The organism is Rubripirellula lacrimiformis (genome assembly GCF_007741535.1).
In the GTDB taxonomy this organism is placed as follows: Bacteria; Planctomycetota; Planctomycetia; order Pirellulales; family Pirellulaceae; genus Rubripirellula; species Rubripirellula lacrimiformis.
This window is the reverse complement of record NZ_CP036525.1, coordinates 1,121,015-1,141,696: the sequence shown is the minus strand read 5'-3', so window position 1 is coordinate 1,141,696 and position 20,682 is coordinate 1,121,015. Positions and strand designations below refer to the sequence as shown.

15 protein-coding genes are annotated in these 20,682 nt (G+C 59.2%); 5 read left to right on the top strand and 10 right to left on the bottom strand.

The window, feature by feature from the left end; genetic code table 11:
* Positions 1-56: 56 nt before the first annotated feature.
* Positions 57-1,412 (top strand): hypothetical protein, encoded by a 1,356-nt coding sequence (locus K227x_RS04000; protein WP_145168173.1) that lies wholly within the window; start codon positions 57-59, stop codon positions 1,410-1,412.
* Between the two features lie 318 nt (positions 1,413-1,730).
* Here the strand turns inward: K227x_RS04000 and ccsA are convergent, their stop codons facing one another.
* The 4 genes from ccsA to K227x_RS03975 form a co-directional block, all read right to left on the bottom strand.
* Positions 1,731-5,345, bottom strand: a complete 3,615-nt coding sequence (ccsA, locus tag K227x_RS03990) for a cytochrome c biogenesis protein (protein ID WP_145168171.1) — start codon at positions 5,343-5,345, stop codon at positions 1,731-1,733.
* A gap of 161 nt (positions 5,346-5,506) precedes the next feature.
* Positions 5,507-6,700 (bottom strand): hypothetical protein, encoded by a 1,194-nt coding sequence (locus tag K227x_RS03985; protein ID WP_246146489.1) that lies wholly within the window; start codon positions 6,698-6,700, stop codon positions 5,507-5,509.
* A 457-nt stretch (positions 6,701-7,157) separates the two neighbouring features.
* Positions 7,158-8,876 carry a helix-turn-helix domain-containing protein gene (locus tag K227x_RS03980; RefSeq protein ID WP_145168170.1) on the bottom strand — a complete coding sequence of 573 codons (1,719 nt, stop codon included), beginning with the start codon at positions 8,874-8,876 and terminating at the stop codon, positions 7,158-7,160.
* A 125-nt stretch (positions 8,877-9,001) separates the two neighbouring features.
* A complete protein-coding gene (locus tag K227x_RS03975) occupies positions 9,002-9,370 on the bottom strand; it encodes a hypothetical protein (RefSeq protein WP_145168169.1) in 369 nt (122 codons plus the stop codon).
* Positions 9,371-9,934: 564 nt separating this feature from the next.
* On the opposite strand from K227x_RS03975, the gene K227x_RS03970 reads away from it, so the two are divergent.
* From K227x_RS03970 to K227x_RS03960, 3 genes are read left to right on the top strand one after another with little or no spacing between them, the layout of a single operon-like run.
* The gene (locus tag K227x_RS03970; RefSeq protein ID WP_145168168.1) at positions 9,935-11,521 is read left to right on the top strand and encodes a MotA/TolQ/ExbB proton channel family protein; all 1,587 of its coding nucleotides are present in this window, start codon (positions 9,935-9,937) and stop codon (positions 11,519-11,521) included.
* Entirely contained in the window at positions 11,518-13,671 is a 2,154-nt protein-coding gene (locus K227x_RS03965) for a hypothetical protein (protein ID WP_145168167.1), read from the top strand. Before K227x_RS03970 ends, K227x_RS03965 begins: the two co-directional genes overlap by 4 nt.
* Positions 13,668-14,729: a hypothetical protein gene (locus tag K227x_RS03960; RefSeq protein ID WP_145168166.1), complete on the top strand. Its 1,062-nt coding sequence runs from the start codon at positions 13,668-13,670 to the stop codon at positions 14,727-14,729. Before K227x_RS03965 ends, K227x_RS03960 begins: the two co-directional genes overlap by 4 nt.
* A gap of 98 nt (positions 14,730-14,827) precedes the next feature.
* Here K227x_RS03960 and K227x_RS03955 read toward each other — a convergent pair whose 3' ends face one another.
* Positions 14,828-15,859: an HAD family hydrolase gene (locus K227x_RS03955; RefSeq protein WP_246146488.1), complete on the bottom strand. Its 1,032-nt coding sequence runs from the start codon at positions 15,857-15,859 to the stop codon at positions 14,828-14,830.
* Between the two features lie 138 nt (positions 15,860-15,997).
* Positions 15,998-17,173, bottom strand: coding sequence for a hypothetical protein (locus K227x_RS03950; RefSeq protein ID WP_145168164.1), 1,176 nt, complete (start codon positions 17,171-17,173; stop codon positions 15,998-16,000).
* Positions 17,174-17,408: 235 nt separating this feature from the next.
* On the opposite strand from K227x_RS03950, the gene K227x_RS03945 reads away from it, so the two are divergent.
* Positions 17,409-17,828 (top strand): hypothetical protein, encoded by a 420-nt coding sequence (locus K227x_RS03945; protein ID WP_145168163.1) that lies wholly within the window; start codon positions 17,409-17,411, stop codon positions 17,826-17,828.
* Here the strand turns inward: K227x_RS03945 and K227x_RS03940 are convergent.
* From K227x_RS03940 to K227x_RS03925, 4 genes are read right to left on the bottom strand one after another with little or no spacing between them, the layout of a single operon-like run.
* Positions 17,825-18,757, bottom strand: a complete 933-nt coding sequence (locus K227x_RS03940; protein WP_145168162.1) for a nuclear transport factor 2 family protein — start codon at positions 18,755-18,757, stop codon at positions 17,825-17,827. The two genes, K227x_RS03945 and K227x_RS03940, sit on opposite strands and share 4 nt — an antisense overlap.
* A gap of 24 nt (positions 18,758-18,781) precedes the next feature.
* Positions 18,782-19,897: an HlyD family secretion protein gene (locus tag K227x_RS03935; RefSeq protein WP_145168161.1), complete on the bottom strand. Its 1,116-nt coding sequence runs from the start codon at positions 19,895-19,897 to the stop codon at positions 18,782-18,784.
* Entirely contained in the window at positions 19,894-20,094 is a 201-nt protein-coding gene (locus tag K227x_RS03930; RefSeq protein WP_145168160.1) for a hypothetical protein, read from the bottom strand. The genes K227x_RS03935 and K227x_RS03930 overlap by 4 nt, the downstream gene beginning before the upstream one ends.
* A complete protein-coding gene (locus tag K227x_RS03925; protein ID WP_246146487.1) occupies positions 20,091-20,453 on the bottom strand; it encodes a DUF3302 domain-containing protein in 363 nt (120 codons plus the stop codon). The genes K227x_RS03930 and K227x_RS03925 overlap by 4 nt, the downstream gene beginning before the upstream one ends.
* Between the last annotated feature and the right edge of the window lie 229 nt (positions 20,454-20,682).

The following is a 20,682-nucleotide window of genomic DNA, read 5'->3' as shown; positions in this document are numbered from 1 at the left end:
ATAGCCGAACTTCTCGACTTCGCCCTGATCACAATCGTGCGGGAAAGGACTCCGGCATGCATGAACGAACGCAGCGAGGAATCGCGCGGCTAATGTTCGTTCTGTGCTGCGCTGTTCCCACGTCGATCACGTTGGCGGTGGTGGTCATGATGGCCACCCCTTGGTACGCCGGACGCGTGCGTCGATCGGCCGAAGCCGAACTTTCTCGCGCCACCGGATTGGTGGTCCAGATTGGCCGCTTCACCCGGACTTCCCCGTCGACGATCCGCATCGACGAACTTCGCATCCTGGAACCCGAAACCCAGGCCGAAGTGGCGTACGTCCGGCAACTTGATTGGGTCGACCGGGACGACGAAGTGTCGATCTTGCTGCGACAACCGAAACTTCAATCTGCCACTCTGCCCTCGGCGTGGCGACTGATCCACGATCGATTCCTATGCCGCCCGGAACAAACCGGACGCCCAATCCGGTTCGCAGCCAACGATTTAACGATCGCCGACGGCCCCAGCAGCGGCATGACGCTGACCGACGTGGACGCCTGGATCGAACCCGAACCGGACGCGGTCCAAGCGGTCATCCTGTGCATGCTGGCAACTTCCGGCAGCGATGCATCGCGTGATGGCACACCGATCGACATCACGATCCGACGCGATCGCAGCGGGCAAACCCCCACCACCGAATGGACGATCGACACCCACGACAACGCCCTGCCCTGCACCACGCTGGCCAAGTACCTGGACGGACCGATGGGCAGACTGGGGGCGGCGGCGACCTTTAGCGGATCGATGCGATGGCACCTGGAAGCCGATCGCTGGTGGATCGACTTAGGCACCAGCCACATCGACGGACTATCGCTGGACCGAATCTCCGAGAAACAACCGCACCGCTTCTCGGGCACCGGGCGACTGGATTTTGAACGTTGCCGTATCGAGCCTCGACGCAGCGTCGACATCGCGGGCACCTTCACGGCCAGCGATGGTCAGATCGGCCGATCGCTGTTGGCATCGGCCCACATGAATCTTGGCTTCGACGTCCGGGTCCCCCCAGGCACCGAAGACCTGCAGTACGACCGGATCGCGATGCGATTCAGCCTGCTGGACACCGAACTGCGAATCAACGGCATCTGCCACACCGAACAGGGCTACACCAGTTTTCCCGAAGGGATCGCGATGCACGCCGGGGGCTTCCCACTGGTTCGCACCGACGGCCTACCGCTGCGATCGATCGCCTTGATGACAGCCCTGGCTCCGTCGCACAGCGAGATGGTACCGCTATCGGCCCAGAACGCTTGGCTGACAGACATCCTGATCCCACCCAGCCGACCGATGCCTCACGAACCAGCAGCGATGCGAGCGAAGATCCGAACGGCACGCGAATACTCCGGCGGCCCCGTCACCGAACAACCGCTGTAAGGCCCCAGGCCTTTGCAGATCGGCGAATGCACGCCAGCGGTCGGCAAGGCGATGGTTCAGAGCCACCGACGGGGCGTTCGCCAAGCATTTGCGGCTGTCGAATTAACATTCCGAAAATCTTAAACTCGAGCTTTCTTCCGGGCGCAACATCGACAGACACAGGGCCAACCGTTCGACTGGCCCCACGCCCACAGACGTGGGCCGTACAGTGTCCCTGCGTCCCGCAGGAACGGAGAAGAAGTTCGAGTTCGAGTTCGAGTTCGAGTTCGAGTTCGAGTTCGAGTTTAAGTTTCAGTAAAGCGTAGGGACACGCCAGATCTAGGCGGGCTTCCCGAAGCGGACGCCCATCCATCGCATCACCAGGTCGATTGCGACGAAGGCCAACTGGATGCCGACGAACAGGCTTAGCCACATCAACACGCCGGACGTGAATCCGTAGCTGTGCAGGCCGATGCCAAGTTCGTTCGTGCCAAACCAGCTCCATGCCGTCACTACGTTTCCGCCGATTGCCAAGCCAGCGAATCCGCGTGCCCCGACCATGCCGTCCCAGCGGGCGTGCAACATCAACGCGTTCCAGATCACGATCAACAGGGCTCCGTTTTCTTTCGGATCCCAGCCCCAGAAACGGCCCCAACTGTCGTCGGCCCAAAGACCACCCAACACGGTACCAACAAAGCTGAACAGGATTCCAAAACAAGCGGCCCCATAACAACAACGGTACAAGTCACGCATCACCTTGCCGTCGCGGCCCAACCAACCGGCGATCAGATAACCAATCCCCAACGTGCCCGCGACCATGGTGGCGACGTAACCCAGCGTCACGCTGATCACGTGTGTCGCCAACCAGAACTGCGTATCCAGGACCGCCTGCAGCACGGGCATCGTGTCGCCCGAATTCAATCCGTAGGCGACCAGCAATGTCATCACACCAGCGGCGGCCGACAAGATATTACCGATCCCGTATTTGAAGATTCGTTCCACCACCAAACCGAACAACACCGCTGCCCAACCGATGAACACGGCCGACGAATACAGGTTGATCACCGGCGCACGTCCGGTAATCGAAATGCGACAGATGATGGCCACCGTATGGATCGCCATCGCAAGTGCCAAGGTTCCCCACACGGCCTGACGCAGTCGTGGCAGGTCCACCAAAAAGTACACCAACCCCATCACAAGCGTCGCCAGGTACAGCATCATCGCGACGCCGGTCGGCCAATTGGATTGCATCCAACGTTCTAGGCTGACCATCCCTGGTTTGTAGCCAGGAATCGGGTAGTCGGTAACCGCGTCCAACTGTCCGTCGACCGCTTCGTTGAACTTGGCCGGATCTTCTTTTGCATAGGCCTGAATCATCTTTCCAAACGAATCGATGCCTGGCAAACCAACATCGCCCTGAGGCGATTCACCACCGGCGACCGAGCGAAAATGATCAAAGAACGCTGGTCCGAATGCAAACCACGAGGGTTCATTCACCGACGTTGCGATGTCATTTTTGCCTGGGGCCACGACGGCCGGCGCCGACATTTGTTTCAGCGCTTCCATCCGGCGCTGCAACTGACGCAGCATCACCATTTGGCGATCGGCATCGGTAGCCTCTGGAAAGACCTTCTGGAACTCTGCCATCGGGATCTCTTCGGGAACCGGTAACTGGAATGCGGCGGCTGTCAAAGTGAACTGCCGGGTGCGGCGATCCAATTCGACCAGTTTCTTTTCCTTGAACGTCATCTCCGACGTATCTTTTGCGACTGCCGCTTCGACGATCTGTGCGACTCGGCCAAACTCCTTGGCGATTTCGTCCAGCGAGTACAACTTGCTCTGCCGACGCTCGAGCCCCAATTCGCTTCGGACCTCGTCTGCATCGATCCGAAACATCGGCAGGAACCGCAACTCGGGCTTTTCGATCGCCACTTCCATCAACCACTGGATGGCCGACAATTTGCGTCCTTGGGCGCGTCCCTTGATACCCGCCGGAGCGGTATCCAGCGGCAGCGATTCTTTGTTGCTGATCGCCTTCAACGTTTGTCTTGCGTAGGCGTCCAGCGGCATGATGCGGCCGCCGAACTGAGTCGGAATTTTGCCTGCGGCATAGAAGTCATAGCTCTGCATTCGATCGGCTGGACGCATTTGGTTCATCACGGCCGACCATGGCACTAGCAGCACCGCGGCGAACAAACCAAAACCGCAAACGGTTGCGTAGACAGGCCATAGCGAAGGACGTTTGCCAGCGAATTCCGCCAGCTCTTCACGCTCTTTTCGTGTTTCGCGTTCGCGACGCTTCAGGAACCGGGTGAGTGTGCCCAGGAAGTGAGCCAGCATGCCCAACGCCGTGATGCTGCAGGCGACGTAAGGGATCAGCCAACCCGAATTCCGAACGACCTGGATGCTGGTCATTTCCTGACCGCTGGGCAACGTATCGAAACTGGACTGATAGAACGTTTCGCCGCGGTAACGCAGCGGGTTGTTCATCCAGATGCGTTCCTTACGATCTTCGCCGGTATCTTCGGCAATGATCCGAACAAAGGACGAATAGTCGCGTGGCGTCTGCGTGCCGCTGTAAGTCGTGCGGCGGAAATCTTCCAAGTGGATCCAGTACGGTTTCACTTCGCGGTGGAACTTCAAACCGACGTTGTACGTTTTGTCACCAACGGCAACCGAATCGAACAGATCTTTGCTGTTGGCGGTTCGCATCAACAAAGTCCGGTCCGACAACAATTGGCTGACCAGGTGTTTGCCCAACGATTCGCCCGACTGTTTATCCAGCAGTTCGATGTACGCCGATGCGATGTTGGTGGCGGCATCCACACCGCCCGATTTGGGGCGATCGGCTGCACCGGTTTCCAACCCGAACCCGGTGTCCGCCAAGTTGTCCTTGGGCAGTTCGACCAGAGTCGAATTGGGATAGTAGGCCAGCACTTTGACGTCGACTGGCAGCGAAGGATCCGAGATCACTTCCCCGCCACTGGCGATCTGCAACCGAGTGCCGGGAATCGCCGTCACCAGGTCTTCGTCGTCCATCGACTCGATGAACACCAATTCAACCTCATCCATGTTGATGAATGCGTTGGTGGAATCGCCTTCGACCATCGTCAGCCGCTGTTCGGTTTGGCGGTCACCAAACACGAACTGTCCGACCATCAACAGACCGACCCCGATATGCAACAGAACGTTCCCGCCCTGTTTACCAAACATCATCACACAGCCGACCAACAGGATGACGCCGGCACCTAACCCTTTGGTCAATTGCCAAACGATTCGCAGCCCCGGTTCACCGATCCGAAAACCGCCAAACAGGGAATACACCACAACGCCCAGGATGCTTGCCGCCATCACGTACGCCAGCGGCTTCAGTGTCGTGTTTTGGATCTTGTTGGCTGCGATGCCGATCGCGACGCCTAGCGCCGCCATGCCGGCCAGCACACCGGCCCACAACTTGTCGTACCCCATCCACTCGGGCGGCGTGCCCTGCAAACCATCGCTGTCGTGTCCCGCCATCACCACGATCGCCGCGACGACCACCCCTAGCAGCACAACCGCTGCACCGCCCCACAACTTCCCGCCTGATGCGTGAATTCTGAAACGCGTGATCTTGGCAGCAACCAAATTGATCATCAACAACACGCCGATCAACGCACCGCCCGGGAACGGGATCACACCGGGAATGGGTTCAGCGTGGCTGAGAAACGCCTGAGGGAAAAAATCATCAAAGTGCAGCGCCGCGATCCAAGACAAAAAGTACCGCTGCTTGACCTCCAACATGTTCATCTCGTCCTGGGCCAAGGTGCCAACCAGGACCAGAATTAACGAACACGCAAACAAGCCGACCGTCAACTTCAACGATCCGAGATATTGCAGGACAGTCCACCCGAATCCGCCAGCGGTTGCTGAGTCATCGCGAGGATCGGTATTGAAATCAGATGCGACGGTTGCCATCGGATGCACTCTTGAGAAAACGTTTTGCGTGTCAGTTCAACACATCAGAATTTTGCCGCTCAGTCGGCCAGCGCTCAGTCGGCCAGTGCTTGGTCAGACGGCGACAAAGCAACGGGCTGTGGGCTTTCCATCATCGCACTGAGTCGATGCCGGGCGGCCGCCTAAAATTTCAACTCTAGCGATTCAAGAAACTGTCCGATCGAATCGGACTGATCGGCGACGGTCTTGGCCGGTCCAGTCATCTTGATAAACAGACTCATCCCACCATCCATCGGCACGATCGTCGCATCGATGGCGGTCCCGCTATCGGCGTCCTGACCAGTCAGTTGAAACCGCTGACCGGATCGACCATCGACATCCACTTCTTTCACATCCGCCATGGCTTGATCCACGACTTCATCGGCCACTTCGCCTTCGCGAATCTGCCCCAACCATCGGGCGACATTGCCACGCAGGTCACCACCCGCAGGAATCACCGTGATCTCGGCTGGCGCATCTTCGGGGCCAACGTCGAATGCGGCCAATCGCATCCCGCCACTTCGGCCATCACGCCAACCATCGGGACGATCAAATCCCAATCGTTCGTCGGGCGGTGACGGCTTGGCATCGGCCGGCGGCGCCATCATGGTCGGCGGCATCGCGGGCGGCGCGGCAGAGGACGCTCCTGCACCGCCAGCGAACGGGGCACCGCCAGCAAACGGCGCGTTGCCACCTGCGAACGGTGGCGTCATCGACGATCCACCGCCACCGGTGCCCACCAGATCGACCCACACCGAATCACCATCGGCCGCAGCGACGTCCATCGGTTCGGCTTCGGCCCACTTGGTTTGCGATGGATCCAGCGACAGCTGGCCCCGCCAACGATTCACGTTCATCGCAACCATGGCGTCATAGTCGTCTTGGCGAGTGAGCTGCGAAACGCTGATGTCGAGTTGTTTTCCGGGTGTATCGACGTCGATCGATGCAAACCGCATCGATTTCTTGGCCCCCATTTTCCATCCGTCGGGCAGTTCGGTCAGATCGGGTGCCCCGTCGGTCAACGTGACGTCTTCGACAAACGAACGGAACGTCGATTCGATCGACGCCACAGCCGCCTCGGGGCCCATCACCTTGAAGAACCAAACCTGGTCGCCACTGGGCACCATCGCGGCGAGCATTCGTTCCTGGCCCACCTGAAACTGATCGGGCACCTTCGTGGAAACACGATAAGTGACGATCGGATCGGATGAATCGCAACCAACGACACCCCACGAAGCGATCACCATGAACGCCATCATGAAACGACTGTTCGTGAAACACTTGTTCGTGAAATACGGGTTCACGAAACACTGATCAAAGAATGAAAACGCCGACATATCGACCTAGTACAAGCGAGCCATCAATGGCGCTGGGGGAGGGGTGGGGTGCAGGGGGAAAGGTGGGACGGAATCCGCTGCAGGCATGACCGTAGCTTAACGCTTGGGTCAAACCGAACGTACCCGACAATCCCAGCAGCCCTGATCCCACATCCTACCCGATGTTGGTCGAATCAGGCGAACGCTTGCACGACAATCATGGACCAGAATCGTCGCCACACCGGCACTTCGGCGAACAATACGGAGAATCATCCGCCGCAAATCAGACTCCGCCAGAACCAAGCCGCGACAAAACGTCTCACCACGAAATCGCTTCGTCGCAAGCAGGCCGCTGCGGGGCAATGGGCAGAGCCCAAATCACGCACGCAAGCGTCATTCCCGCCGGCGTGGCAACGCCAACGCGGATTGCTGTCAAAGAATTTGCCCGTGATGATTCCACACAGGCAGTTGAGCGAGACTACTGTCCCCAGCCCATCAGGCCGATCAGCGAGTCGGTCAACGAACTGACCGGCGCACTCTGTTCGCTGTAGGTCCACATGTTGCGAACCAGGTCGGTCATCAGCATGCCGCCGATTCCCAGGACCAAGACGACCAGCATCAACGTGACGCACTGCAGCATCGAAAACGGCACTTCGTAGCCGCCCATCGGGGCAGCCCCCATCGACACTGGTTCGGCGGATTCGTCGATTTCAACAGCTTCGCCATCATCGTCCAATGCAACGACTTCGGCGTCGTCGGGATCTTCGCCAAAAACGTCTCCGCCCAGCGGGTCGGCGTCGCCGAAACCGGCATCGTCAAATTCAACCGCTTCGGCCGAATCTTCGACTTCGATCACTTGCGATCCGCTTTCCAGATCGGCATCCAACCCGATGCCCGAAGGCGACAGTTGGAATTCTTCGTCGGCCTGGAAGTCGACGATGGATCCACTTCCGCTTCCGCTGGCACTGCTGCCACCGTCGGAAAGTTCGGCACCCAAGTCCAGAGCCGAAATGCTGCTGCCGGCCAAGTCCAACGGTTCGCTTTCGAGCGAAAGTCCGCTGTCCGAGGGGCTCATTAAATTGATTCCGCTGTCACCGGCGACCGAGATATCGCTGCCAGCACTGCTGATCACCAAATCGTCGTCATCGTCGGCGATCACAAGATCGTCGTCATCGGCCAACGCGTCATCGATGCCGGATAGATCGCTGCCCGAGAGCGCGTCTGCACCGATGCTGCTGCCCAATCCGGACGACATCAGAAGGTTGTCACTATCGCCCGAGATCAGTCCGCTGCCAGATTGCTCGGCGCTCAACAGATCCAGTTCGCTTAGCACGTCGACACCGCGCGATCCCATTCCCGCTGCGCTGCCGTCGCCCGAAAGTTTCAGGTCGTCCATCAGTTCCAGACTGCTGGCGCCATCGCCCTTGTCGCTTCCAAGGGCACTGCCCAGAGCGGCCATTGCGCTGTCGTCTTCGTCGATGCCCAGCATTTCTTCGCCGCTGTCGTCATCGTCGCCGTCGGTAAAGCTGAGCCCGCTTTCACTTTCTAATTTGAATTCGTCGGCAGCCAGGTCCAAAACGCTGCCACTACCGATTCCACTGCCCGAGCCGCTTTTTTGCGGGGCCAGAATGTCGGGGTGCGATTCGGCAATCTCTTTCAACTCGGCGTCAGTCACCGGACCGGTGCTTCCCGCGTTGGGTTCGATCGCCAAATCCAGTTGTGCTGAATCGTGCATGATGGCCGGATCGTTTAGCTGCAGATCAGCCGAATCGATTTCCAGCAATCCGCCGCCGTCACTGCCCAGCATCAGATCGCTATCGCTAGCAACGATCGCGACATCGCTGCCTTCGCCTTCGGACGCGACCAAGTTGACGTCGCTGCCGCCGGGCGAGGTCGATTCGCCGCCGATTCCCAAATCACTGCCGCTGCCATCGTCGGACGACGATTCATCGCCGCCAATGATGCTGCTGCCGCTCGAGAGCCCTAGGCCTAGACCGCTGTCGGCCAGAATGCCGCTGCCACCGGCGCCCATATCGGCCAGATCGTCGTGCAACTGTTCGATGGCGTTCTCGGGGAACTTCCAGCTAGAACCGTCTCGAAAGCCACGAACTTTTCCCTGGCTACGAAGCTCTACCAAACGTTCGGTAGGGATTCCAAGCTTCTTGGCTGCTTCCTCAAGTGACAAATAGTCTGCCATGGGACTGTTCGGCTCCGCGGGTAAACTTCGCACCGCGCGATCCGTCGGATCGATCGAACAGCCGAAGTCATAGGGTGGATGACTGTGGGAGACGCCAAAATCGGGCGTCCGCAACGTCGACCACCCTACCGGCGTCCCATCTGGCGAATCTCTTCGGGCAGCGGCGAGGTGGCGTTCAGTTGCAAGGAAAAGTCAGCGTCAATGGGTCGACTGCTAACCAGCCGGATTTTTCCCGACCTATCGATATGATACACGGCCATCCAGGATTTTCCGGTATGAACTAGCGTAATTGTCTGAGTTCCCGAGGCGTCAGAACTGGAAAATCCGATCATGTCGCCGGCGACACCCATTTGCGGACCCCCTCCGGCGGTGGCAAGGAAGCTTTGGACGTCGGATTCGCCGGGGGGTGATTGCCCGACCCCCACCGTCGTCGCGACCACCAACAGGCACGCGGCGAAGGCCACCGAAGTCAATTTGTTCTGTATTCCACGCATTTCCAGACCTCTTAACCGGCTTTGCCCGCGATTTTCGGCTGCGGGCACCAGGGACGCTTTCGAAGCATTCTCGACGGCTCGCTGCCAATCGATCGCTAATCCATCTCTAACGGGCTGGCCCCCGTTGCCGCAAGGTGAATGGTCGCAAGCTGGATGGATCGCCCCACAACCCGCCGCTAGATCGCCCAAACGAGTTAAACGAGCCAGCATGTAAGTCGCCCACCCGTGGCCCCAGCGGGCCGCGCGCTTTGCGGGTCGTGGACGCGCGGGGCGTTGCCCACGCGGTTAAACGAGGCAGCAGCGGGCCAGCAGCGGGCCAGCAGCGGTTCAACCGCCCGGCCCCCCGATTAGCGAGCATCCCGTCCGGTGGAAATTCTTAACGATTAGGTGGAGCCGGTGGGCTGTACCGGTCGATGCAGTTATCGGGGTTGTGCCGCCGCTTCATCGGTGTGCATCACCGCACCCACTATCGACGCCGATTTTGGCGTCATCGCAGCGACCCAGTGGCAATTTTGATGACGCCCGGATCGCAACGAACCCTAGTCCCGACCCGAGGGTTGAACCTTGACTGACCACGGCAAATCGTTCTCGCGGAATTCCGCAGGCTTTCCGCCGACCGGCACGAAATCCAACACTCTGCCTGCGGACGCTAGCAACAAAGCACAGCGGTCCCCTGCGGAAACCGAACGGGCATCCGACCGCGGAACCCATCTGGCTGTTGCTGCTGCGCCCGTGGCGGGCAACCCGATGCTGGCAACCGTCTTGGGCGCGGGAATGTCGATCGGGTTCTACGGACTGCTGCTGTCCGCGATGCGAATCGAACCGGTTTCCGCCTACACCGGACCACTGGAACGGTACTTCCTTGGCCACCCGGTCGCAGTCGCCGCCACCATCCTGTTTTGCTTTGCGCTGTCGATGCTGATCGCCAAAACGCTTGGCGTGATGGCTCAAAACAATCTGCTAGACCGCATCCGAGACGCCGACCTACGTCCGGCGGACCAAAGCGGCGACAGCCCGGCGCAGGCATGGCTGGATGAAAACGATGCGGGCCACGTTGCCCGCAATTGGCTAGAGGACCTGTCGCGATTGCCAGGCGCATCACGCACCAGCCACCTGGTGACACGACTTCAAGAAGTACTGACACGGCAATCCCAGCGCGGATCGACCAAGCACTTGGCAGACGATTTGCGCGAACTGGGCGGCCGCGACGCCGATGCAGCTCACGATTCATTGGGGCTGGTTCGGATCATCGTCTGGGCCATCCCGATGCTAGGATTCCTGGGGACGGTGATCGGGATCACACAGACGCTAGGCGGGCTGGACTTCAGCAGCGGCACCGGCGCGGTCGACAACCTGAAAAGCGGCCTGTACGTCGCCTTCGATACCACCGCGATGGGCTTGGTGCTATCGGTGTTGGCGATCTTTTTGCAGTTCCCTGTTGAACGGGCCGAACAACGGATGCTGGCCACGATCGACGCTCGCGTCGGCCACCTGGTCTCGTCCACACTGCCCAGCGACGAAGCATCCGACAACCAAACCGTGCTGATCGCGGATTTGTGCCGAGGGGTCCAAGCTGCGGTCGCCGAATCACTTTCCAACCAAGCCACGCTGTGGCGAGAAACCATCGATTCCGCTCAATCGCAGTGGCAACTGGTTCACGAAAAGAACAACACCACATTGGCCGACGCATTCGAACTGACGATTGCACCGGCGCTGCTGAAACATGCCGAATCGATCAACGAAACATCCCAGGCCGCTAGCGAGCGAATGAGCCTGCAATGCGACCGTTGGCAATCGTCGCTGGACACCGCCCAATCACAATTGAACCAAACCCAACAAACGTCGGCCGAACAGATTCGCAACCAGACCAGCGTGCTGAACGAAACGCTTGACGATGTCTGTGAAACGTTGGCCAGCCAACAACAAACCTTGGCCGGACATTACAGTTCGATCAACCAGACCCACGATGCGATCCAACGACTGACCGAAGCCACGGTTTCGCTGCAGCATCAGATGGCCACCACGCGTCCGACCACCGATTCGCAAACCGACGGCATGGCCGACGCGATGCGGATCCTAGCCCGAGCCGTTGACACACTGTCCGGTCGCATGAACCAGGACGCTTCGCACTCGACAAGGCGTGCAGCATGAGTCGGCGGAAACGCGCTAGCCTATCCCCTTCGTTGTTCCCCTTCCTAGCCGTGCTGGTGTGCACACTGGGGACGCTGATCCTGTTGTTGGCACTTGTGTCCCAGGATGCAACCGAGAACGCGAAAATCCAGGCCCAGTCCGCCACGCCAAAGCCGCCGGTTGCCCAGCAACCACCGCAACCGCAACGCTTGGCTGCCGCGACGGCGTCCAAACTGATCGCCGAAGAAGCGTTTCGCGTCCAGCAATTGGTCGCATTCCGTGATAAGCAAACCGCGGATCTGGAATCCCGACGTGACCAAATGGGGCACCTGGATAACCACATCGGCCGGATCCAAACGGAATTGAAACGGCTCAGCGACGAAGTCGAGATGGCGGCCGGAAATGCACCGATCGAATCGATCGACGAATCGACGCTGGTCAGCTACCGAACCAAGATCGAAGAAGAACGCAAAACGATCGAATCCATCAAAGAGGATTCCGATGGCTCGGCCCCTCGGATTGTGATCGTCCCGCACAAAGGTCCCAACGGCACCGACCGACGACCGATCTATTTGGAATGCACCGCCGATGGCCTGACAATCTGGCCCGAAGGCACTCGCATCACCACTCAACAACTGTTGGATTCGGACAAACAAGCCAATCCGCTGGATGCTGGGCTGCGTGTGGTCCGCCACCACGCGATGCAAACCTATGGCGATACCACCCCGCCCTACCCTTTGCTGGTCGTCCGTCCCGACGGGATCGATTCCTACGGCGCAGCCCGCTCGGCGATGCAAGATTGGGATGACCAGTTCGGCTACGAATTGATTCCCGATGGTGTCAAACTGGCGCACGCCACAGCGGACTCTAACCTGAAACAAGAACTCGAAACCACAGTCGCTCGCGCCGTGGCTCGCCAAAACGTGATGCAATTTGCCCGCGGTGGCCAAGGTTTTGGCGGCCGAGGATATGGCGGCCAGAGTCTGGCTGGACAAAGCCTGGGCGGACAAGGATCAAGCGGCAGTGGATTGCCCGCCAGCCGGCCACGCGTCTTGTCGGCTGCGTCCTTGGACCGCGCCGGACGATCCAACGGATACCACACCGATCGTGGCAGCGAAGACTTCGGATCTTCGACCTACGGCCGTTCGTCATCGACTCGATCCGACATCCTGGGTGACCGCCAATCCAGTTCGCCTGGCAATATCGGGTCTGGCAATATCGGGTCTGGCACAAACGGTTCGGGCAATATCGCGTCGGGCGGCAACACGTCCTACGGTAACCCCGGATCGAACCCCAACGGCATCAGTCCCGAAACCGAAAATCGCTGGGCCAACGACATGAAATCGGCAGCCAGCGAAATCCATTCATCGGGCGGCGGATTCGGACCAGGCAACCTGGACGATACGATCAACGAACTGACACTGGACGGGCCTCGATCCGGATCAGGTTCATCGGCTGGATCGTCCCAGTCCATGTCCGCCGATGGCAGCGGCCCGGACGCTGGTGATGCGAACGACGGCAGCCACGACGCCGCCGGTACCCGAGAAACCGGATCCGCTGGATCCAGCGAAGGAACACTCGGCGACGGCAGCGAAGGATCGGCGGGACAGTCGGGATCGAAATCCGGACAACAAGGTTCGTCGGCATCGAAATCCAACGTTTCGGCAGGGACAACCGGACAAGGCGGAGCCCAAAGCTCGGGTTCACCATCGTCCCAATCCCAGGGGTCCGCATCGTCACAGTCCAGCGAATCGTCCCAGTCCCAAGGTGCACCGCAGATGCAGATGGACCTATCGCCGCAGCGTGAATTGGTACGACCTAGCGGACGCAATTGGGCACTTCCGGAGGATGTCGCCGGAGCCAAGGGCAACGCGATCGTCCGAACCATCCGCATCCAATGCTACGAAGATCGCTTTGTCCTGCAGGCACCATCCGACGGCGGTGCTACCGAGATGTTTGGCGTGTCGGATTCCGACATGCAACGGGCCACGCTGGAACTCGCAACGTCGGTTCGTGATCGCGTCGCACGCTGGGGTGTCGCACTTCCCGGTGGGCGGTGGCAGCCTCGGTTGGATGTCGAAGTGATGCCCGGTGGCGATCAACGGTTCTACCAACTGCGTTCGCTGATGGACGGTAGCGGCGTGGAAATCAGTGGGAGGTCGGCACAGTGAGCGGAAATCGACGCAACCGAACGACGATCGAACTGGGACACGATTCGTTCCTAGACATCGTAGCCAACCTGGTCGGGATCCTGATCATTTTGGTCGTGATCCTAGGCGCACAGTCCACGGCCGTGATCGAAGAGATCGAAGAACAATCGCGTGACGAGACGGTCGTCGAAAACATCGTCGATATCGACGGCGCCGAATACGCCACCGATCAACAGATGTCGAAACTAGCGCAACAGTCGATGCGGGCCGCAGCGGCACAGGCAGAATCCAATCGTCTGGAACGATTGGTTCGACAATACGATTCCGAACTCGAAGCCCGCAGCCGGCAACGCGCCATGCTGCTGGACCTGTTGAACGAAGCTCAGGCAGCCTGGGAAAGCGGCAAGCAAGAACTGGACCAGAAACAAACCTTGGCAGCCGCCCGACTGCGAGAACTGCAAACCGCCAAGTCAGAATTGTCCAAGCTGGAAGGCGAACGTCGTCGACTCGAAGGCCAAGCCGAACCGGTCGTCTCCGTCGAACACCTGCCCACGCCGATGGCAAAGACCGTCTTCGGCGACGAAATCCACCTGCGTTTGAAAGGCAATCTGGTATCGGTTGTCCCGGTCGATCGATTGGTCGACGAAATCAAAGGCGACTTCAAACGCGTCGTTGCGGGAACACGTGACGGTGACTTGGACGGTGCAGTCGGTCCGGTCCGTGGCTACGTCGCCCGTTATGTCATGAACAAAAGTCGCGGGCTGACGTCCAACAGCGGCCGATCACAAATGGCAACCAGAGTCCAATTGGTGGGCATGACGCTGGAACCATTGGCCGAACCGCATGGACAGAGCATCGATAAAGTGCTCAATGGCAGCAGTGAACTGGACATCGAACTGGCCGGCCGAAACCCCGGCAACACGACGATCACGGTCTGGGTCTATCCCGACAGTTTTGGTGCATTCCGCGGTTTGAAAGAACGACTGTACGCCAAGGGATTCGCCACCGCCGCCCGCCCATTGCCGATGGGCCGCCCCATCAGCGGCAGCCCACAAGGATCACGATCCAGTGCCCAGTAGTGGGTGATCGATCACGCGACTGCAACCACCATCATCGGCCGCGCCGTTGATGGTGGCTGCAGTCGCGGGTGCGTGATGGTGGATTGGATTGCCCGTGATCAGGGCTTTGCTTCAAAAACGGTCGTCCAGTCGTTCTTCATGTCGACGACGGTCCAACCATTACCCGGCGCCGCTTCCAACGCCGTGACCAGCTTGCCACTGCTCTTGGGATTCGCATCGTAGGCGTATTCGCGTTCGCCATCGGTATGGTGCACGATCAATCCAAAACTAGGCCGGGGGTTGTCGATCGTCGTGTACTGGATCATCGCCTGGTCCCCATCCGAATTGCCAAACGCAGCAATCGGGCGACGACCGATGAAGGTGTGAATGCCAACGGGCTTGCCTTCCTTGTCGTCGATAAAAACGGTGTCCAAGGTTTTCGTCAACGTGGGCTTTCCGTCTTTCATTTCGAACTTCACTTGACCATAAGAACCGATCACTTGGTCGGGCGGGATGCCGTAGACGTCGTCGGCAAAGACACGCATAAAATCGACTCCGCCACCCGACACGATCCAGGTTTGAAAGCCGTTGGCTCGCAGGTAGGTCAACAGTTCCAACATCGGCTGATAGACGCACTGATCGAAGGGCCTGTTGAAACGAGGGTGTTCGGCCGTGGCCAACCAATCCCGTACGCGCTGGTCGAATTCATCGGTCGTCATGCCGGCGTGGGTCAACGCAAGAATTTCCAGCAACCCTTTGTGGTGGTTCGCCGACAAACCGGCAACGTCACGTTTCTGCAATGCCTGAACCGCAGCGTTGCTTTCCCATTCGGGATGATCGGGCAACAGTCGCTCGATTTCATCCGCCGCAAAGATGGCTTGAAACGGCAACGGATTCTCGCACCACAGGGTGCCGTCGTTATCGAACGTGGCAATGCGTTCGGCCACGGGAACAAAGTCAGGTGAACCCTCGGTGGCAACCCGATCAACAAAATCGACAATCGCTTTTTTGGCCGCAGTCGCCTTCCAAGACGGAAGCGGATCAGCAGCCGAAACCGACACGGCCATCGTGACCCCAACGATCCACCCAAGCCCCTTGATGCCAAATCCGGATTCGTTCATTTGTCCTATCATCGCTGACCTTGTTTCCATCGTTCTGTGTGGGGAAAGTTAAGTTCTTCGGCCAACGCAGATTCGAAAGCGTATCGATCCGCGTTGGTGCGCATTGGCCCCGCCGCCCGCGGAATCAAAATCCACAGCGGGCAGCAAGGGCATCGCACCGCAGCACACCTACAGGGCTGCGTCTTCGTCTGTGGCGGACGACTGGTCGGCGGACGAAGACTCGTCCTCCGGTGCATCCAGACGTACCAACAACCAGTCTTCGACCTTGTCGGTGCCGAAGTGCACCAGGGCGGGGGCTTGTTCCTGAGTCAGGTTGTACAAGCCAGTTTCCACAACCACATCTTGGCTGTCACCAATCCGAAATGCGACTCGCTGCGTGTCCTTGTCCACTTGACCTTGGACCGTGTCCGCTTGGTCGGTTTTCGAATTGTACAAGGTGCCGCTGATGATCCCCTGCTTGTTGACCGCCAACTGAATCGTGCGAGTTGGTTCCAGATCCTTGTCGTTGGTGCTTACCGAGAAAGTCCCCAGCGCCATCCAATCCGAATCTTCCGCCTCGTCGTCGCTTGCCGGTGGTTCGACCGTCGCCAAGTCCATCGCACTCTGCGCGAACTCATCCGCCGGGGCAACCTCTTCGCCGTTGATGTAAACCACGTTGTTCTCGTACGTCACGTTGCCGCCCGATCCATAGTCGTAATACACCGGTTCAGCCCACACCGCTGGCGGCGCCGACCAAGTGAACCAACCGGTGAGGGCTGCATAGGTCGGCACTGTCCACCAATAGCCCCATGGCCGACGGTTGAAGTAGTGACCGTAGTGCCAACCGCCACAATGATGATGGTGGTGGTTCCACCAGTTTTGATTGAAATAGTCGTGGCGATGACGATCCCAATGGTCGCGAACATGGTTTCCACGATCACGCCAATGATCCATCCGATCCGGGTGACGATTCCCCCAATCGTGCATTCCGTTGATCTGTCCTTGCCAACGGTTGTTGATGCCAGCGATCTGATTGCGATCAATGTTGGCCCACGTGGGACGGTTGTTGATCACCGTGTTGTTGCCAAGATTCACGTCGCCGATGTTGATCGGGCGATCGTTGCCAGGGCGATTCCCGCCCGGTCGATCACCACCCGGTCGACCACCATCTGGACGCCCCATACCAGGACGATCGCCGTCGGGCCGCAGATTGCCTGGACGGCTGAATGCGGGACGATCGGCCCCCGGACGATCTCCATCCGGGCGGCTGATACCTGGGCGACCAGTACTGGGACGATCGCCGCCTGGGCGGCTGATTCCCGGACGATCGCCGCCTGGCTGGGTGGGCCGAAGCGGTTTGTCCATGCCTAAGAAATCCCCCACGTCCCCGGCTGATGGTCGGCCGGTCCCCAGTCGAGTGGCGGGGCGAGTGGCGGGGCGAGTGGCGGGGCGGGTGCCGGGGCGAGTGATCGATGGCGCGTTACCACCGGGTCGGGTGATCCCGGATCCGCTGCCGATCCCCGAACCATTTCCGGGTCGACGATCCCCGAGACCGGGCACGCTGGGCCGGCCCGAGGGACGCGACGGTGTCTGACCACCGATGCCAGGCCGCGATCCACTAGGCCGGGTCGCTGGCAGCGTCGTGGGGCGGGTGGCGGGACGAGTGGCCGAGGGCCGATTGAAATTCGGTGAACCCGTACTTGGCCGACTGACACTGGGCCGACTGACGCTGGGCCGACTGACGCTGGGCCGACTGATACTGGGCCGACTGACACTGGGCCTATTGAAACTGGGGGAACTGACGTTGGGGCGACTGAAATTCGACCGGCCGCCGCCAAGATTGGGGACGCTCGGACGCGCGCTCGAATGCGGCATCGACATCCTGCCTCTGGCAGCGCCACCGCCTCCACCGCCGCCTTTGAATCCGCCTCGCGCAAACGCATCGCTGCTGATCAAACACGGGACCAACACGACCGCCGCAAAAAGAAACTTAAACCTATTCATCAGAAAGAACCTCTAGCGGGGGTTGTTGGCGGATGGATCGGGAACCGACTGCGGCTGGTCCGCCACACGGACAACCGTGACGGCCGGCTCGGTCGGCTGCGGTTCTCCTTCGATATCATGACCGATCAACTGCAGCGTCATCGTCTGGTCATCCACCTTCGTCAAGACGTAGGTCCCGGATGCCGCGCGTCCATCGGGAACCGTTTGCGACGACCGAATCAACCACTGGTTCCCGGTTCGCACCCAAGTGGCGTCCCCGAATGCACCATCGCTGCTGAAGGCCCACGAACGGATCTCTTGGCTTCGCGGATCCCAACCGATGACCTGGGTGCCTTGCCCGGTTACTTGATCGGCACCACGGACCACGAACGAACGCAACAGGAAGGCTTGGTTCGCGGTCCAGCGGAACGTTGTTTCGACTCGTCCGCTGTCTGCTTCATCAACCCACTTGCCCACCAACCACTCCAATTCTTGAAGTGCTTCGTAGGATGACTTCGGTGCAGCGTGAGGCGTTTCCTCGATCGAATCGATCACCCATTTGGAATCTTCGTTGACCAAGATGGCGGAGAAATCGCTGACGCTTTGTGGCAGATCGGCGGACTGCACTTCGATCGTTCCGACCACCGAATAAACATCGGGGCGAATCTGACGCAGATGATCGACGGTGCCAGCCAGTTTGGTGTCGGGACGTTGTTGAACAGCCGCGTGGATATCGGCCATGACGGCATCACGACCGACGGTGCGTTCACCGCTTTCGCGATCAACATGACTTCCATCTTCCGACCACATCGCACCCACGGCCTGCCAATCGTTTCGATTGAAGGCGTCGACATAGTCCGAAATGGCTTGACGCACAACGGCGTCATCACCAACGGCCGATCCACCGAACACAGGAAGTGACAGTAGAAACACGAACACAATTAGAAACGGACTCTTGTAAATCACGAGTGATCCTTGTGGTGAATAGGTTCAAAATACATAGTTGATCCAGCTTTCCATCCGCATCACGAACATGACCGGGATGCCGGCGACCTGGACATGGTCGGTATAGACAGCGGCACTTCCCACTGCCCCGCCAGGCAGCCGCAGCGATTGCCCATCGTCCAGCGCGATGCGAACCGCAAAAGCACTCGCTTTGCCGGATCCAATTTCATCAGGCAAATCGCCCGAAGCCTGCAATTGGCCGGTTCCGGAGGTATCAATCGTCGTCATCACTCGGCCGGTGAAGACCTGACCTGGGTAGGCATCTAGCACGACTTCGGCGTACTGCTTGGGCTTGATCAGCAAGTAGTTCCTCTGGCCGAACATGGCGACAACGACGCCAAGATCGGATCCCTTGCGTTCCGGAATGAAACTCATCACCGGCTGTGCCCCGGGTCCGCCGATCAAGGCTCCTTCGCGAAGCTGCAGGTTCGTGACAAACCCGTCACTCGGTGCAACCACGGTGGTTTGTTCCAGATCGTATTTCGCTTCGGCCAATGCAATCCGTGCCTGCCCCAACTGAGTCTGGGCGACCGCGACGGACAGTTCGGTTTGCTGTGACGTGGTGTTGGCTTGATCAAGCGCTGCGGTAGCTTGGGCATACGATGCCACGGCTTGATCCAACTGTGCCTCACTGCCCGCGCTTGCGTCCATCAACTTTTGTTGGCGGTCGCGTTGGTTGGTCGCAAATTCAAAATCGGCTTGGGCGCGTTGGATCGAGGCTGCGGCAACCTGCACCGCCGACTGGGCAACTTTAACACCGCCTTCGGCTTCGTTGACAGAATCGGTTAGCCGCGCGACCGTGTTTTCGTAAGGAGTCCGATCGACTTCGAACAGCACGTCCCCCTTGCGGATGGGCACATTGGGTTGGACAGCGACTTTGGTCACACGCCCGGCACGTGTCAATTGAGGCGTCAGTGGCACCACCTGTTGGATCACCACCACATTAGTCGTGCGCGGGTGATAAAACAACAACGCCACAATCAATGCTGGGCCAATCGAACCGGCCACAATGGCGATCGGCAGCGATAGTCGCAGCAACTTTAACTTTGCAAACACCAACCACAGTCCAAAGCAGTAGATGCCCGATAGGATCCACATCATGATTGGGATCCTTCCTTGGCTTGGTCCACCAGCGACTGCAGTCGCAATTCCAAAGCATCAAGGCGTCCGGAAAGATCTTGCGATGGGGGATCTTGCGACGTCCCGTTGGCCGCCGCATCGGGTGCGACCGGATCCGATGGGTTCAGGGATCGGTACAGATAGACGACAAAGAAGCAGGTCGCGAGTGCGGCGATCATACCGTCCCTCGATTTCGTGCAGGCTGCGAACCCGATGGACGCTGCTGTTCTAGACCACGGACGACTTCTTCCAGCCGAGTGATCTGAGCGCTAAGCACACCCGAATCAGGTTCGGGTCGATCGTAATTCCAATACGCCCATACCAACGCGGCGATCCAAAACCCACCCGTCGGCAATCCCAACCAACCACACACGTTGACCGCAGCGGTTTGGGGATGACTGCGACGAGCCGCGATTTGGCCGGGCAATGCGGCCAGGGCCAGCAATACGAACGCGGCCACCGCTATGAAAACAAAGATCGCCAACAGCGCGATGAGGTGCAGCGCATCCCCGATCGAAGCAAATGGATACTCGGCCACAGAAATACCTCAGAGTCCCGAATCAAAGAAAAGCCCGACGGTCGATTCGCATCATGCAAAGATTAGAACTCCAATCCTAACACTAACGTTGATCGATTGAACCAAAGTTTCGAGAGAAAACCGCCACGGCAAAAATGTCGGAACCATGCCACAGGGCCGCGGTTACCGCTGCTGCTGGGATAGGCCACTGATCGCCTTCCCACGCATCCCAATCGGTACAAGCGTCGGA